We start from the raw sequence: 15,787 nt of genomic DNA on the forward strand, positions 1-15,787 counted from the left end.
GATGGGTTGCTGGCTGGTTACCGGATGCTCGACCGGCATTGGGCGCGAGATCGCCCGTGCCGCATTGGAATCCGGAAACAATGTGGTGGTGACGGCTCGGCGGATTGAGTCGGTCCAGGATCTGGCTGACGAGTTCGGAAATCGTGCCCTGGCCATCGCGCTCGACGTCACCGACAAGGACCTGATAGCCGACGCGGTGGCCGCGGCCGATGCCACGTTCGGTGGGGTGGACGTACTGGTCAACAACGCAGGCAACGGCTACCTGTCGGCAGTCGAGGAGGGGGAGGACGCGAAGGTCCGGCTCTTGTTCGACACCAACTACTTCGGTGTTGTCGACACCATCAAGGCGGTGCTGCCGTCGATGCGGGAACGTGGAGCCGGGCACATCATCAACATCTCGTCGATGACGGGACTGGTGGCCAACCCGCCCAACGCGTATTACTCGTCGACGAAATTCGCGCTGGAAGCGCTCACCGAGGCGCTTGCCCAGGAGGTCAAGCCACTCGGGATCAAGGTGACGGCAATCGAGCCCGGCGCCTTCCGCACCGATTGGGCCAAACGGTCGATGTGGGAATCGTCCACGCCGATCGGTGATTACGACGACAGCGTCGGCAGCCGCAAAACCTTGATCAAGGATTTCGCCGACCATCTGCCCGGGGATCCGCGCAAGGTCGCCGAGGCAGTGCTGATGGTCACCAAGCTGGAGGACCCGCCGCTCCGGTTGTTACTCGGCCGCGACGTCCTCAAGGCGGTCCGAGACAAGCTCGCTGCGTTCTCGGCGTCGATCGACGAATGGGAAGCCGTCACCAAAAACGTCAACTTCCCAAGCTAGTCGCGCCAGCACGTCGATCTCGACATCAACTCCACAGCGTCACATGCACTTTCGGCCGGAACCTGGTCACCCCGACGCCGGTTCCGCGGATCATCGCCTGCGTGCAGCGCGGGGTGGTGATGAAGTTCACCAGCTCGGTGACCGCGGGCTGACGTGCGCTCACCGGCAGTGTCGAGGCGCACCACTCACCGGAGAGCTGCAGGCCCGGCCCCTTGACATGTACCAGCCGGCCGGCCGAGAGATCCTTGCCGACGGCGAATCCCACCGCCAGCGACACCCCGCCGACGCGCTGGAGCTCTTCGAGCGCGGCGGCATCACTCTGGAAGATCCGTTGGTTGGCTTCGGGAATCGCCAAAGACCTTAGGAAAGAGGCGATTTCGCCGTCGGCGCCGCCCGCAGACGGGCCGAGCATCCAGTGCTGGTCGCGCAGCAGTGCCGGCGTCGGTGTGCCGGTGACCAGTGGACTGCCCGGTGAGGCCACGGTGATGATCTGGTACTTCAAGAACGGCCGGACGGTGATCTCGGCGCCGGGATCGGTGGCCGCGGGCCCCAGTGCGACGTCGACGGCCCGGGATTGAATCAGGTCGCGGAACCGTCCTGTCGGATGCACGCTCAGTTCCACCGACAAGTCGTCGGCCCGCGACGAGAACAGCTCGATCAGTCCTGGCGCGGCGTGCTCGGCGAACGCGCTCGACGCGGCGATGCGCAGCAGCCGCCGGCCGTGCGCCGCCTCGGTCACCTCGATGGCCGTCTGCTGCTGCAGGCCGAGGATCTCGATGGCCCGGGAGGCCAGCCGTAATCCGCCCGGGGTGAATGCCAGCCCGGCCGAGGTACGGCTGAACAGCGGGTCGTCGAGTTCCTTTCGCAGCTGGGCCACGTGCATCGAGATGCCGGCGTCGGAAACGCCCAATTCCTCGGCTGCTGCTCGCACGGAGCCCAGTCGCACCACGGCCGAGAAGGCCCGAAGTTGCGCCGGTGTCACGAAATCAGCCTACGTTTGAAACCGTGCAGGACGTTCTCGCGGAACTGGCGGCGATTTGGCGAACCGGCGACACGGCGGGTCTGGGCACCGTGGTGCGCACCTTCCGATCGGCGCCGCGCCAGCCGGGTGCGGCGATGGTCGTCGCCCCCGACGGCTCGGTCAGCGGCTCGGTCTCGGGGGGCTGCGTGGAGGGCGCGGTCTACGAATCGGCCACCGAGGTCGTCGCGACCGGGATGCCCAGACTGGAGCGCTACGGTGTCAGCGACGACGATGCTTTCGCCGTCGGTCTGACATGTGGCGGGATCCTCGACATCTTCGTCGAACCGGTGTCGCAGCGCAGCTTTCCGCACCTCGAACAGGTCATCGACGCCATCGCCGAGCACCGGCCGGTGGCGATTGCCACCGTCATCACCCACCCGGACCCGGACTGGTTGGGGCGCCGGATGGTTCTGGGACCCGAGCACGTCGAAGGGACGCTGGGCTCGGGCCGCGCCGACGCCGCAGTGACCGATGATGCCCGCGGATTGCTCGCGGCCGGTCGCAGCGAAGTGCTCACCTACGGCCCTGACGGGCAACGCCGCGGCGAGGGCATGGAGGTGTTCGTCGCCAGCCACGCACCACGCCCGCGCATGCTGGTCTTCGGGGCCATCGACTTCGCCGCCGCGGTAGCCCAGCAGGGCTCGTTCCTGGGCTATCGGGTCACGGTGTGCGATGCCCGCGGGGTATTCGCCACCCCGGCGCGATTCCCCACCGCCGACGAGGTGGTCGTCGATTGGCCGCACCGGTACCTGGCTGCGCAGGCCGCAGCCGGAACCATCGACTCCCGCACTGTGATCTGCGTTCTCACCCACGACGCGAAGTTCGACGTGCCGTTGCTGGAGGTCGCCCTGCGCCTCGAAGTCGGCTACATCGGTGCCATGGGGTCGCGGCGCACCCATGACGACCGGCTGGACCGGTTGCGCGAAGCCGGCCTCACCGAGGACGAGCTGGGCAAGCTCGCCAGCCCGATCGGACTGGACCTCGGGGCACGTACCCCCGAGGAGACGGCGGTGTCGATCGCCGCCGAAATCGTCGCCCGCCGGTGGGGTGGCGGTGGCCAGCCACTGTCGGTTCTCGGCGGCCGGATTCATCACGACGATGACGGTAGCCCTTCGCTGCCAGGGGAGTTAAGCGATCACTTAAGTCGCTATTGACGCTTCGGAATGAGCAGGCCGACACTGGGGTCCCATCCGCGGACGTGAGGTCGGTCACATGCAAGTACCGGGTCCATTCGAATACGAGCGCGCTACCAGCGTGGACCATGCCGTCGGCTTGCTCGACCGCCTGGGGGAGGGCGCGTTCGTCGTCGCAGGCGGGCACAGCCTGTTGCCGATGATGAAACTGCGCATCGCCAACCCCGAGTATCTGATCGACATCAACGACCTCGCCGGCGAGCTCGGCTACATCACGGTGGAGCCCACCCTGGCCCGCCTCGGCGCGATGACACGGCACCGCGAAGTGCTCGCGTCGACCTCGCTGCGTGACGTCTGCCCGATCTTCGCCGACGCCGAACGGGTGATCGCGGACCCCGTGGTGCGCAACCGCGGCACCGTCGGCGGGTCGCTGTGCCAGGCCGATCCCGCCGAGGACCTATCCACGGTGTGCGAAATCCTCGACGCGGTGATCGTGGCCCGCGGACCGGGTGGCCAGCGCCAGATCGGGATCGACGATTTCATCCTCGGGCCCTACGAGACCGCGCTGGCCCACAACGAGATCCTCACCGAAGTGCGGATCCCGGTGCGACACAACACCTCCAGCGCCTATTTGAAAGTAGAACGGCGAGTAGGGGATTGGGCGGTGGCCGCGGCGGGCGCCGCGGTGACGCTCGACGGTGACCGGATCGTTGCCGCACGCGTCGGTCTGACCGCCGTCAACGCCGTGGCCGAGGGGCTGGTCGCCGTGCGCGACGCACTGATCGGGGCACCGGCGACCAGCGACACCTTCGCCGAAGCGGGCCGGCTGGCCGCCCAGGCCTGTGAGCCCGCCACCGATCAGCGCGGCACCGCCGATTACAAACGGCACCTGGCCTCCGAGTTGACCATCCGAACACTGCGCACCGCGGTCGACCGGGTTCGCGCAATACCCGCACCGAAGGGGAATTGACTGATGCACGTGACCATGGCCGTCAACGGCGAACAGGTCAATGCCGAGATCGAGCCCCGAATGCTGCTGGTGCATTTCCTGCGCGACCAGTTGCGCCTGACCGGAACCCATTGGGGCTGCGACACATCAAATTGCGGCACCTGTGTGGTGTCGGTGGACGGTGAACCGGTGAAGTCCTGCACCATGCTGGCCGCAATGGCGTCCGGGCACGATATCCGCACGGTCGAGGGGCTGGCCGACGGCGCCACGCTGGACCCGGTGCAGGAAGGCTTCATGCAGTGTCACGGCCTGCAGTGCGGATTCTGCACTCCGGGCATGATGATCACCGCCCGCGCCCTGCTCGACGAAAACCCGGATCCCACCGAAGAAGAGATCCGCGAAGCCATCTCGGGACAGATCTGTCGCTGCACCGGCTACACCACGATCGTCCGCTCGATCCAGTGGGCCGCCAAGCACTCGACCGAGGAGGTGCAGGCGTGACTACTGTTGAGCATCGGCCCGAGGACACCGCCGACAACAACAAAAAGCCCTGCGGCTACGGCCGGATGCTCCGCAAGGAGGACCCCCGGTTCATCCGCGGCCGCGGCAACTACGTCGATGACGTTCAGCTGCCGGGCATGTTGCACCTGGCGATCCTGCGCTCGCCGTATGCACACGCCACGATCAACAGCATCGACGTCACCGCAGCCCAGGCCCACCCGAAGGTCAAGGCCGTCGTCACGGGTGCCGACCTGGCCGAGAAGGGGCTGGCCTGGATGCCCACGCTGTCCAACGACGTCCAGGCAGTGCTGGCCACCGACAAGGTGCGTTTCCAGGGCCAGGAGGTGGCGTTCGTCGTCGCCGAGGACCGCTATTCGGCGCGAGATGCGTTGGAGCTCATCGACGTCGACTACGGGCCACTGGATCCGGTGATCGACGTGCGCACCGCACTGGACCCGTCGGCTCCGGTGATCCGCACCGACCTGGACGGCAAGGCCGACAACCATTGCTTCGACTGGGAGACCGGTGACGCCGCGGCCACCGAGGCCGTGTTCGCCAACGCCGAAATCGTCGTCAAGCAGGAAATCATCTATCCCCGAGTACATCCCGCGCCGATGGAGACTTGCGGTGCGGTGGCCGACCTCGATCCGGTGACCGGCAAGCTGACCCTCTGGTCGACCACCCAGGCGCCGCACGCCCACCGCACGCTCTACGCATTGGTGGCCGGCCTGCCGGAGCACAAGATCCGGATCATCTCGCCCGATATCGGGGGCGGGTTCGGCAACAAGGTGCCGATCTACCCGGGTTATGTGTGCGCGATCGTCGCCTCACTGGTGCTGGGTAAGCCGGTGAAGTGGATGGAGGACCGCAGCGAGAACCTGACCTCTACCGGCTTCGCGCGCGACTACATCATGGTCGGCGAGATCGCCGCCACCAAAGAGGGCAAAATCCAGGCCATCCGCTCCACGGTGTTGGCCGACCACGGCGCGTTCAACGGCGTTGCCGCCCCGGTGAAGTACCCAGCCGGCTTCTTCGGGGTGTTCACCGGCAGCTACGACATCGACGCCGCCTACTGTCACATGACCGCGGTGTACACCAACAAAGCGCCGGGCGGGGTGGCCTACGCCTGCTCGTTCCGCATCACTGAAGCGGTTTACTTCGTCGAGCGGCTTGTCGACTGTCTGGCTCACGAGCTGAAGATGGATCCGGCGCAGCTGCGGTTGGCAAACCTGTTGCGGGCCGAGCAATTTCCGTACAAATCGAAGACCGGCTGGGTGTACGACTCGGGTGACTACGAGGCCACTATGCGGCTGGCCATGGACATGATCGGCTATGACCAGCTGCGTGCCGAGCAGGCCGAGAAACGGGCCCGCGGCGAGCTGATGGGCATCGGCATGTCGTTCTTCACCGAGGCGGTGGGTGCCGGCCCGCGCAAGGACATGGACATCCTCGGCCTGGGTATGGCCGACGGCTGTGAGTTGCGTATCCATCCGACCGGCAAAGCGGTGCTGCGGCTTTCGGTGCAGACGCAGGGCCAGGGGCACGAGACGACGTTCGCCCAGATCGTCGCTGAAGAGCTCGGCATCCCGCCCGACGATATCGACGTCGTACACGGCGACACCGACCAGACCCCGTTCGGGTTGGGCACCTACGGCAGCCGCTCCACCCCGGTTTCGGGTGCGGCAGCGGCGTTGGTGGCGCGCAAGATCCGCGACAAAGCCATGATCATCGCCTCCGGCATGCTCGAGGCGTCGGTCGCAGACCTGGAGTGGGACAAGGGTTCCTTCCACATCAAGGGCGACCCTTCGGCCGCGGTCACCATCCAGGACATCGCGATGCGCGCGCACGGCGCCGGAGATCTGCCGGAAGGTCTCGAGGGTGGTCTGGACGCCGAGGTCTGCTACAACCCGGAAAACCTGACCTACCCGTACGGGGCGTACTTCTGCGTCGTCGATGTCGACCCCGGTACCGCGGTGGTGAAGGTCCGTCGCTTCCTGGCGGTCGACGACTGCGGCACCCAGATCAACCCGATGATCATCGAGGGCCAGGTGCACGGCGGCATCGTCGACGGCATCGGGATGGCGCTCATGGAGATGATCGCGTTCGACGAAGAAGGCAACTGTCTGGGCGGATCGCTGATGGATTACCTGATCCCGACCGCGGTCGAGGTGCCGCACCTGGAGACCGGGCACACCGTGACGCCGTCACCGCATCATCCGATCGGGGCCAAGGGTATCGGTGAATCAGCGACCGTCGGCTCACCGCCCGCGGTGGTCAACGCAGTGGTGGATGCGTTGGCCCCCTTCGGTGTCCGGCACGCCGACATGCCCCTGACCCCGTCTCGGGTTTGGGAAGCCATGCAGGGCCGAGCCACTCCTCCCATCTAACGAGAGTACCGATGACAATCGCCGAGCGCGCCAAACAGCTGCTGTACGAACGCAAACCGTTCGTACACGCGACAGTGGTGCGTGCGCAGCCTCCGACGTCGGCGCGCGCGGGCGATGAGGCGATCCTGCTCGCCGACGGCAGTATCGAGGGATTCGTCGGCGGGCAGTGCGCGCAGAGCTCGGTACGCAAGGCTGCGCTCGGCGCGCTACAGGCCGGCGAGAGCGTGCTGTTGCGGGTGCTGCCCGACGGCGACGTCCACTTTCCCGACGCTCCCGGCTCGTGTGTGGTGGTCAACCCATGTCTGTCCGGTGGAGCGCTGGAAATCTTTCTGACACCGCAGTTTCCGGCCCCCCTCGTGCGGATTTGTGGCAGCACTCCGATTGCCGAGAGCCTGGCCAGGGTATGTGAGGTGCTCGGCTATGAGGTCCGCCGCGACGGTGACGACGGAGATTTCGACGGCGCCACCGCCGTCGTCATCGCCACCCACGGCGGCGCGGAAGCCGAGGCCGTGGGCGCGGCGCTGGACGCCGGCGTCGGCTATGTCGGGTTGGTGGCCAGTCGCATCCGAGGAGCATCGGTACTGGAATCGATGGATCTCGACGATGCCGAGCGAGCCCGCGTGCACACCCCGGCCGGATTGGACATCGGCGCCAAGACGCCAAGCGAGGTCGCGGTGTCGATCGCCGCGGAGGTGATCGCCGGCGTGCGTCACGGTGGCCTGCCGGTGGCGCCCCGCCCGGACGCGCCCGCAACCGCGGTGGATCCGATCTGCGGGATGACGGTCACGGTCGGACCCCAGACGACACACCTGCAAATCGGCGCCGAGACCCACTGGTTCTGCTGCCCGGGTTGTCGAGACTCCTTTGCGGCGGCGCAGGCGTGACTTTCACCAGCGTCGAGGACGTCATCGGCCGATTCGATGAGGGCGGATACCTGCTCGATGAGGGCACGGCGTCGGCCTTCTACCTCGCCGCTGCGCTCAACCGGCCGCTGCTGCTCGAAGGCGAGCCCGGTGTTGGGAAGACCACCGCCGCGAAAACCCTTGCCGCGGTGCTTGATACGCCACTGATCCGCTTGCAGTGTTACGAGGGACTGACCGCGGCCGAAGCGCTCTACGACTGGAATTACCAGCGCCAGCTGCTCGCGATCAAGCTGTCCGAGTCGCGCGGCGCGCCGATCGAAGAGTCCGACCTCTACAGCGAGACGTATCTGGTGGACCGGCCGATCCTCGCGTGTGTGCGTCACCGAGGGCCGGTGCCGCCGGTTCTGCTCATCGACGAGATCGACCGTGCGGATGACGAATTCGAGGCGCTGCTGCTGGAAGTCCTCGGGGAGTCTGCGGTGACGGTGCCCGAGCTCGGCACGTTCGTCGCGCAGCGTCCGCCGCTGACGGTGCTGACGTCCAACCGGAGCCGCGACCTGCACGACGCCTTACGTCGGCGCTGCCTCTATCACTGGATCGACTACCCGCAGCCGGCGCGGGCGGCGGCGATCGTGCGGCGCAGCGTGCCGGGTGCGACCGCACCGTTGATCGAGCACGCCACTCAATTCGTCGGCCGGGCCAGGGAGTTGGATCTGGACAAGCCGCCGGGCGTCGCGGAAGCGATCGACTGGGTGGCTGCGCTTATCACTTTGGGGGTTAGTGATCTGGTCGACCCAGGCGCCCTGGCAGGGTTGAGTGCACTGGCCAAAACCCCCGACGACAGCGCAGTCCTGCGCGACGCGTTCACCGAATATCGCACCGAACTGGCCACCGGATGAGGGAGAGCCCATGAAGATCGACAACGAGTTCACCGTCAGCGTCCCGCTTACGAAGGCCTGGGAAGTGCTCAGCGACATGGAACAAGTGGTGCCGTTGATGCCCGGCGCGCAGCTGGTCGGGCGGGAAGGCGACGACTTCCTGGGCAAGGTCAAGATCAAGGTGGGCCCGGTGAACTCGGAGTTCACCGGCAAGGCGCACTTCGTGGAGCGCGACGAGGCGGCCCATCGGGCCGTGGTCGACGGTCGGGGCAAGGAAGCGCGCGGCACGGGCAACGCCGCGGCAGTCGTGGTCCTGCAGCTGCACGAGGCGGGCGACAACACCCGCGTGACCGTCGAAACCGACCTCAAGATCGTCGGCAAGTTGGCCCAGTTCGGCAGCAGCATGCTCCAGCAGGTGTCGGAGAAGCTCCTCGGGCAGTTCGTCGACTCGCTGGAGGCCAAGCTGGCTGCCGGCGAGGAAGGTTCGGTGCCCGCAGCGGATATCGTCGCGACTCCCGCCACTCCTGGCGCCGAAGGACTGGGAACGGCCGCCGCCCCGGCAGCCCGGATGGCACCCGCCCCCGAGCCGGAACCAATCGACCTCCTGCAGCTCGCCGGTGGCACCGCTGTCACGAAATACGCGGCGGCGGGCGTCGCCGCGCTGGCGCTGCTGATCCTCATCGCGATCCTGCGGCGGCGGCGCACCGAGTGACCGCGCCGGCGCTGCTGCGCGGTGTCGACCTGGCCGCCTTCGCGGCCGCGCTGGTCGCCCGCCTGCGCGCCGGAGGTGTTGCGGTGGCAGCCAGTGGTCCGGCGGCGTTCGTCGCCGCGATGCGGGCCCTGGTGCCGACATCGCGAACCCAGCTGTACTGGGCCGCGCGCCTGGCCCTGGTGAACCGCGTCGAGGATCTGGGTGCCTTCGAGGCGGTCTTCGAGGCCGTGTTCGCCGACGCCGTGCTGCCGCTCGATCCGGTGACACGGCGCGTTCAGCGGGGGGTTGCGACCAGCCCGGTGCCCGCGGCCGGCCGTCGCGACGATTCGGGCCCGCAGCCCGACGGGCTACCGTGGACCACCCGCCCGCCGGCACTGCGTACCGCCGACTCCGCAGGCGACGCCGCCGCGGTTCCCGACGTGCTACCCAGCCGGATCGTGGCGCGTGCCGAGGAGCCCTTCGAGAAATTCGACGACGCCGATCTGCGGGTGATCGGACGCTGGCTGGAGCGGGCCGTCGCGCTGTGGCCGACGCGCCGCACCCTGCGCACCGAAGCCAACCGGCACGGCAAGCGCATCGATTTGCGGGCGACCATGCGGGGCGCTCGCAATACCGGGTGGGAACCGGTGATGCTGGAAAGGACCCGGCCGCGGCGGCGGAGGCGGCGGGTGGTGCTGGTGTGCGACCTCAGCCGGTCGATGCAGCCCTACGCGGCCATCTATCTGCACCTGATGCGGGCTACGGCGCTCCGGCAGGCGGGTTTTCATCCCGAAGTGTTCGCGTTCTCGACCACGCTGACCCGGCTGACCCCGGTCATGGCCCACCGCTCACCGGAAACCGCGCTTGCCAGAGCCAACGCCAAGGTCACCGACCGCTACGGCGGCACCCACCTGGGCGGCTCGATTGCGGAGCTACTGGCCCCACCGCACGGCGCCGCACTGCGAGGTGCAGTGGTGATGATCGCCTCCGACGGCTGGGACAGCGACCCGCCCGAAATCCTCGAGCGTGCCCTGGGCCGGCTCAAACGCCGTGCCGCACATCTGGTGTGGCTCAACCCGCGCGCGTCGGCACCGGGCTTTCAGCCGCTGGCCGGCTCGATGGCCGCGGCACTTCCGTACTGCGACCTGTTCCTGCCTGCGCACTCGCTGACCGGGCTGCGGGAGTTGTTCGACGCGCTGGCTCGACTGTAGGAGCGGTTACGGGACGGCTTTGTCCTGCGGTGCGGCGACCATGAGCGGGCCGCTCATAGATCCATCGACGGCCGACTTGTAGTCGCCCTGGGTGCCGTCGGAATCGATCCCGGCGCCGCCTGCACCGCTGTCGCCGTCCTGCACGGCAAACGTGGTGGTGGGGCTGCCCGCCGATGCGACGCCGATCCCGCCGAAGAGCGCGGCCAGGCCGATGCCTGCCGAAGCTAGGAGTCCACTGAGGATGATCTTGACCATTTGCTGTGACCTTTCACACGATCAGCGCAAACTAGCCGCCGATGCTGTGAGGACCGCTGTGCGCTAGCTGGCAAACGGCTGGGTCACCTGCGTGTGTACCGGTCAGAGCGGTGCCGCGGACCGATCAACCGGCAAATATTTACGACCCGGAAACCGGATCGGCCGCATCCTTCGCGGCTTTGCGGCGTTTGTACCACTCCCAGATCATCGGCGTGATCGATGCGACCGCGATGAGGATGAAGATCGGTTCCAGCAGCTTCTGGATGATCTCGAATTGCCCGAGCCCGTAGCCGAGCAGCGTCAGGCCGACACCCCAGAGCACCGCGCCGATGACGTTGTAGAGCGTGAAGACCGGGTATTTCATCTTCGCCGCGCCAGCGGTGATCGGGGCAAGGGTTCGCACGATCGGGACGAAACGAGCCAGCACGATCGCGAACGGCCCGCGCTCCTCGAAGAAGAGGTGCGCCTCGTCGAGGTAGCGCTGCTTGAGGATCCGCGCGTTCGGCTTGAACATGGCGGTGCCCAGGAAGCGGCCGACGACGTAGCCCACCTGGCCGCCGAGTACGGCGGCGATCGGGATGAACACCAGCAGCTGCCACAGCTGGAAGTTGGCGTTGACGTCGGCGCCCTGTGCGGCGGTCCCGGCGGCGAGCATGCCCGCCACGAACAACAGGGTGTCGCCGGGCAGCACGGGGAAGAGCACGCCGGACTCGATGAAGACGACGACCAGGATGCCGACCAGGGCCCAGGTGCCGAACTGCTCGATCAGCTTGAGCGGGTCGAGGAAATCGGGCATGAGCGCCAGGGTGGTGGTGGTCACGAGGCCCAAGGGTACCGGTGGCGGTCGAGACGTCCCTGTCAGCGACCTGTGCCAGTCGATCGGCTTCTTGTCATACTGACCTCGTCAGCCGGACAGTCGGAAGGAAGTGCCATGCCCATCGCCACGCCCGAGGTCTACGCCGAGATGCTGGGCCGCGCCAAGGAGCACTCGTTCGCGTTTCCGGCAATCAATTGCGTGGGTTCGGAGAGCATCAACGCCGCCATCAAGGGTTTCGCCGACGCCGGCAGTGACGGCATCATCCAATTCTCCACCGGCGGAGCCGAATTCGGATCCGGTCTCGGAGTCAAGGATATGGTCACCGGCGCCGTGGCCCTCGCCGAGTTCGCCCACGTCGTCGCCGCGAAGTACCCGATCACGGTGGCGTTGCACACCGACCACTGCCCCAAGGACAAGCTCGACGGCCTGGTCCGTCCGCTGCTCGCGATCTCCGCAGAACGGGTGAGCAAGGGGCAGAATCCGCTGTTCCAGTCGCACATGTGGGACGGCTCGGCGGTCCCGATCGACGAGAACCTGTCGATCGCGCAGGAACTACTCAAGCAGGCGGCCGCCGCCAAGATCATCCTGGAGATCGAGATCGGCGTCGTCGGCGGTGAAGAGGACGGCGTCGAGGCCGAGATCAACGAGAAGCTGTACACCTCGCCGGAGGACTTCGAAAAAACCATCGAGGCCCTCGGGGCCGGTGAGCATGGCAAATACCTGCTGGCCGCGACGTTCGGCAATGTGCACGGCGTCTACAAGCCGGGCAACGTCGTGCTCAAGCCCGAGGTGCTGGCCGAGGGCCAGCGGGTGGCATCGGCCAAGCTTGGTCTGCCCGAGGGGTCCAAGCCGTTCGACTTCGTCTTCCACGGCGGCTCCGGCTCGCTGAAGTCCGAGATCGAGGACTCGCTGAAGTACGGCGTGGTCAAGATGAACGTCGACACCGACACCCAGTACGCCTTCACCCGCCCGCTGGCCGCGCACATGTTCACCAACTACGACGGCGTATTGAAGGTGGACGGGGAAGTGGGGAATAAGAAGGTCTACGACCCGCGCAGCTACCTCAAGAAGGCCGAGGCTTCGATGGCCGAGCGTGTCGTCGAGGCCTGCAACGACCTGCACAGCGCAGGCCGCTCCGTCTCGGCCGGCTAGTAGGGCGGACCCGCCCGCGAGATCGACGTCAGGGTTGTGGATCAGCCCGCTTCGCGACCCTGGTGTCGATCTCGACGGTCATCGGGCTTAGAACGCCTGGCAGATCTTCCACTGGTTGTCGCGGAACTGCAGGTCGAAACTGCGGGTCGATCGCGTCGCCGGGTCGAACGCCATGAACGACGTGACGTTGGCTTCGGCGTGGTCGCCGTTGACGACGATTTCATCGATGCTGGCCACCACCGGGTACTGCCGGGCCGCAGCCACCCGCGCGTGGGTGTCCGACCAGGCCGCGTCGTCGTACTTGACGTAGCTGTCCCTGGTCTGGCCGCAGGTGATGCCGCGCAGGGCGGCCAAGTCGCCGTTCTGCACGGCGGTGTCGAAGTTCTGGATGGTCGCGCGGACCATGTCCTCCTGCGACGCCTTCGCCGAGTCGCGGCGGGTCAGCAGAACGGTGACCAGGACGGCGATCGCGGCCAGCGCGGCGATCACCGCGATCACCGCCAGCACGAAAGCCCAGCTGCGCCTGCGGGTCGCAGGCGGGCGCGGCGGGATGGCCTGCGGCCCGGTCCGCGGCGGCCCCGACGCCGGGAAAACCTCGGTCGGCGTGGAAAAGATCTCGGTTTCCGGATCGGGTTCGCGATGGATGATCTGCGTCGACCCCGCGTCGAATCCTGGTGCGGTGAAACGACGTTCGGCCGATGGCTCGGTGGCCCTGAACACCTCGGTGGCGGGGTCGGTCTCCTGAGGAGCCTCCTCGTCGCCGGCGGGCGCGACGGGGCCGGTGACCTCGTCGTGGTCGGGCCCAGATGGGTTCGACATGGGGTGCTGCCGTCCTCCTGAAGTACTGGTGCTTCTGACCCTAACCGTTGGGTCCGGCCATCGGCGGACGGCGGCACCGGCACAATAGGGCAATGACATCGTTTGGTGACCTTCTGGGCCCCGAGCCCGTGCTGCTGCCTGGGGATATCGAGGCTGAAGCGGAACTGCTGGCCGGGGAGAAGGCGGCCATCGTCGCCGCGGCGCACCCGACCGCCTCGGTGGCGTGGGCCACGCTGGCCGAGGAGGCGCTGGCCGATGACAAGGCGATCACCGCCTACGCCTACGCCAGGACGGGCTACCACCGTGGGCTGGACCAGTTGCGCCGCAACGGCTGGAAAGGTTTCGGTCCGGTTCCGTATCGCCACGAACCGAACCGCGGCTTCCTGCGCTGTGTTGCGGCGCTCGCTCGGGCCGCCGACGCCATCGGGGAGACCGACGAGTTCGCCCGGTGCCTGGACCTGCTCGACGACTGCGATCCCGCGGCGCGCGTCGAATTGGGCCTCGCCTAGTCCTGGGCCAGCGTTTGGCGTAGTTCGGTGACCTCGTCGGCCAGGAATGGCAGGGGGTCGCCGCGCTCGGGTGCCGTCGCGCCGGTCCGTACTGCGGTTGCGAGCGCCGCAAGCGCCTCGACGTGCGGCTGGGCTGATCGGCCGCCGAACAGCGACCGGCCGAACTCGACGCCGTCAGCGCGGTGCTCGATGGTCCAGCAGGCGGCGATCGTCCGGTAGGCCAGCTGCTCGGTCGCGGTCACGGCAGGCAACAAATGCTCGGCGGCCTCCCGCTGCCGTGCCGACCCGGCCATTGCGGCCTCGTCGGATTCCATCAGCGCGATCGCGGCGATCTGCAGATCCCGGCGGGCGGCCCGGGCCGCCAGCCCGACCGTGTCACCGGCGGCGACGTAGGGGAGTACCTGCGCGGCTGCGTCGAGGGTGCGCGCTATCGCGTCGGTCAACCGGGTGGACTCCTGCCAGCGGACAGCGACCAGGTAGACCGCCACCCCGATCCCGCAGCCGATCAGGGTGTCGATGCCGCGCGCCAGCAGAAGGTGCCCGACGTCGACCGCATGCGTCCCCGACGAGATCGTCAGCGCCGCAGTGGTGATGAAAACCGTTGCCAGAGCATAGTTTCGGACTACCAGCACCTCGATGACGAAGTTCAGCAGCGCCAGCAGCAGCACCAGCCACAGGTCGTGCGGGTGCAGCGACAGGATCAATCCGGCCAGTCCGAGGCCCACCCAGGTGCCCAGCAGCCGCTCGCCGCCGCGACGCAGCGTGCGGCTGCGGTCGGTGCCCTGATGCAGCACGAGCACCGCGGCCGCCATCGCCCAGTACGCGTGGTCGACACCCAGGGCCATCGCCGCCGCACCGGACAGCAGGGCGCCGACGGCGACGCGCTGCATGATGTGACCGACCAGCGATCCCGGGCTGATCGCGCGGCGCAAGACCGTGAGCACCGGCGGACTGCCCAGGGGTATCCGGCCGGCGTCGCGGGTCGCGACGTCCTCCGGCGGCGACTGCAGAGTGCCGAGCCGGCGAGCCAGTTCGGCGGTCCCGGGAGTCGGCTCGGTGCCCTGGGCGGTCGCGGTGACTGCCGTCGTGAACAACACATGCACCGCGTGATTGGCGGCACGCAGCCGGTGCAGCACGCTGCTCGGACGGGCTTGCAGCGGTTGATAATTCACCAGCACGCTCCACGAACGGTGCAGCGCGGCGGCGGCGCGGTGGCGGGCGGCGCGTTCCTGCGGCGAGTTCGCGGCCTCGATGTAGCAGGCGACGGCATCAGCGGCGGCGGCGACCGCGGCACGCTCGGGCTTGCGAAAGCCGAACAGCGCCCCGGCCATCTGGACGAGCCAGGCCACCGCGCCGCCTGCGAGTACCAGCAGCCCCAGCGTCCAGGGCGCCAAGTGGGCCGCGGAAGCGCCGATCCCGGCGGCGCAGGCGACGACGAAGATGTACGCCCCGGGTGGTCCGACGGCCAGTGCATTGCACAGCCACACCGCTGCGACGGCGACCACGGACACCGTCAGCACCCCGAGCCATGGCACCTGAGCCGACCAGCCGCCCAGGGCGACGGCCGCGGCCAGCGACACCGCGACAGTCGCCAGTTCGATGCCGCGGTTGGCGTAGGGACGGTCGGCTCCGAATCGCGACGTGAAGGCACCGAGGGTGGCGATGAGTCCGGAGCCCATCGCCCCCGCGGTCCAACCCACGGTGACGGGAATGGCGGTGCTGATCGCCGCGCGCAGGCCGATGGGCCAGCGCGGCGGGGCGTTCAACTA

At 67.8% G+C, this 15,787-nt stretch carries 16 protein-coding genes; 11 read left to right on the plus strand and 5 right to left on the minus strand.

Annotated elements, in window-relative coordinates:
- Position 1 precedes the first annotated feature (1 nt).
- A complete protein-coding gene (locus BST42_RS07680) occupies positions 2 to 832 on the plus strand; it encodes an oxidoreductase (protein WP_083117997.1) in 831 nt (276 codons plus the stop codon).
- A gap of 25 nt (positions 833 to 857) precedes the next feature.
- Here the strand turns inward: BST42_RS07680 and BST42_RS07685 are convergent, their stop codons facing one another.
- Positions 858 to 1,814: a LysR family transcriptional regulator gene (locus BST42_RS07685; RefSeq protein ID WP_083117998.1), complete on the minus strand. Its 957-nt coding sequence runs from the start codon at positions 1,812 to 1,814 to the stop codon at positions 858 to 860.
- 23 nt (positions 1,815 to 1,837) lie between these two features.
- On the opposite strand from BST42_RS07685, the gene BST42_RS07690 reads away from it, so the two are divergent.
- The 8 genes from BST42_RS07690 to BST42_RS07725 are packed head-to-tail and all read left to right on the plus strand — an operon-like array spanning position 1,838 to position 10,466.
- Positions 1,838 to 3,007 carry an XdhC family protein gene (locus tag BST42_RS07690; protein ID WP_083117999.1) on the plus strand — a complete coding sequence of 390 codons (1,170 nt, stop codon included), beginning with the start codon at positions 1,838 to 1,840 and terminating at the stop codon, positions 3,005 to 3,007.
- Between the two features lie 58 nt (positions 3,008 to 3,065).
- Positions 3,066 to 3,956 carry an FAD binding domain-containing protein gene (locus BST42_RS07695; RefSeq protein WP_083118000.1) on the plus strand — a complete coding sequence of 297 codons (891 nt, stop codon included), beginning with the start codon at positions 3,066 to 3,068 and terminating at the stop codon, positions 3,954 to 3,956.
- A gap of 3 nt (positions 3,957 to 3,959) precedes the next feature.
- On the plus strand, positions 3,960 to 4,436 hold the full coding sequence (locus BST42_RS07700) for a (2Fe-2S)-binding protein (RefSeq protein ID WP_083118001.1): 477 nt from the start codon (positions 3,960 to 3,962) through the stop codon (positions 4,434 to 4,436).
- Positions 4,433 to 6,823, plus strand: coding sequence for an aerobic carbon-monoxide dehydrogenase large subunit (locus BST42_RS07705; protein WP_083118002.1), 2,391 nt, complete (start codon positions 4,433 to 4,435; stop codon positions 6,821 to 6,823). The genes BST42_RS07700 and BST42_RS07705 overlap by 4 nt, the downstream gene beginning before the upstream one ends.
- 11 nt (positions 6,824 to 6,834) lie before the next feature.
- Positions 6,835 to 7,707: an XdhC family protein gene (locus tag BST42_RS07710; RefSeq protein WP_083118003.1), complete on the plus strand. Its 873-nt coding sequence runs from the start codon at positions 6,835 to 6,837 to the stop codon at positions 7,705 to 7,707.
- Positions 7,704 to 8,585, plus strand: coding sequence for an AAA family ATPase (locus BST42_RS07715; protein ID WP_083118004.1), 882 nt, complete (start codon positions 7,704 to 7,706; stop codon positions 8,583 to 8,585). Before BST42_RS07710 ends, BST42_RS07715 begins: the two co-directional genes overlap by 4 nt.
- A gap of 10 nt (positions 8,586 to 8,595) precedes the next feature.
- Entirely contained in the window at positions 8,596 to 9,276 is a 681-nt protein-coding gene (locus tag BST42_RS07720; protein WP_083118005.1) for an SRPBCC family protein, read from the plus strand.
- Positions 9,273 to 10,466: a vWA domain-containing protein gene (locus BST42_RS07725; RefSeq protein WP_083118006.1), complete on the plus strand. Its 1,194-nt coding sequence runs from the start codon at positions 9,273 to 9,275 to the stop codon at positions 10,464 to 10,466. Before BST42_RS07720 ends, BST42_RS07725 begins: the two co-directional genes overlap by 4 nt.
- 6 nt (positions 10,467 to 10,472) lie before the next feature.
- On the opposite strand, the gene BST42_RS07730 is transcribed toward BST42_RS07725, so the two are convergent.
- Positions 10,473 to 10,721, minus strand: a complete 249-nt coding sequence (locus BST42_RS07730; protein WP_083118007.1) for a hypothetical protein — start codon at positions 10,719 to 10,721, stop codon at positions 10,473 to 10,475.
- A 139-nt stretch (positions 10,722 to 10,860) separates the two neighbouring features.
- Positions 10,861 to 11,517, minus strand: coding sequence for a VTT domain-containing protein (locus BST42_RS07735; RefSeq protein ID WP_083118360.1), 657 nt, complete (start codon positions 11,515 to 11,517; stop codon positions 10,861 to 10,863).
- A 135-nt stretch (positions 11,518 to 11,652) separates the two neighbouring features.
- On the opposite strand from BST42_RS07735, the gene fbaA reads away from it, so the two are divergent.
- On the plus strand, positions 11,653 to 12,690 hold the full coding sequence (gene fbaA / locus BST42_RS07740; protein WP_083118008.1) for a class II fructose-bisphosphate aldolase: 1,038 nt from the start codon (positions 11,653 to 11,655) through the stop codon (positions 12,688 to 12,690).
- 87 nt (positions 12,691 to 12,777) lie between these two features.
- Here fbaA and BST42_RS07745 read toward each other — a convergent pair whose 3' ends face one another.
- Positions 12,778 to 13,509: an Rv0361 family membrane protein gene (locus BST42_RS07745; RefSeq protein WP_083118009.1), complete on the minus strand. Its 732-nt coding sequence runs from the start codon at positions 13,507 to 13,509 to the stop codon at positions 12,778 to 12,780.
- 92 nt (positions 13,510 to 13,601) lie between these two features.
- Between BST42_RS07745 and BST42_RS07750 the strand changes: the two genes are divergently transcribed.
- Positions 13,602 to 14,018, plus strand: a complete 417-nt coding sequence (locus BST42_RS07750; RefSeq protein ID WP_036343010.1) for a DUF3151 domain-containing protein — start codon at positions 13,602 to 13,604, stop codon at positions 14,016 to 14,018.
- Here BST42_RS07750 and BST42_RS07755 read toward each other — a convergent pair.
- Positions 14,015 to 15,784 (minus strand): FUSC family protein, encoded by a 1,770-nt coding sequence (locus tag BST42_RS07755; RefSeq protein ID WP_110918515.1) that lies wholly within the window; start codon positions 15,782 to 15,784, stop codon positions 14,015 to 14,017. The two genes, BST42_RS07750 and BST42_RS07755, sit on opposite strands and share 4 nt — an antisense overlap.
- Between the last annotated feature and the right edge of the window lie 3 nt (positions 15,785 to 15,787).

It is taken from the genome of Mycolicibacterium rhodesiae (assembly GCF_002086695.1).
Lineage (GTDB): Bacteria > Actinomycetota > Actinomycetes > Mycobacteriales > Mycobacteriaceae > Mycobacterium > Mycobacterium rhodesiae.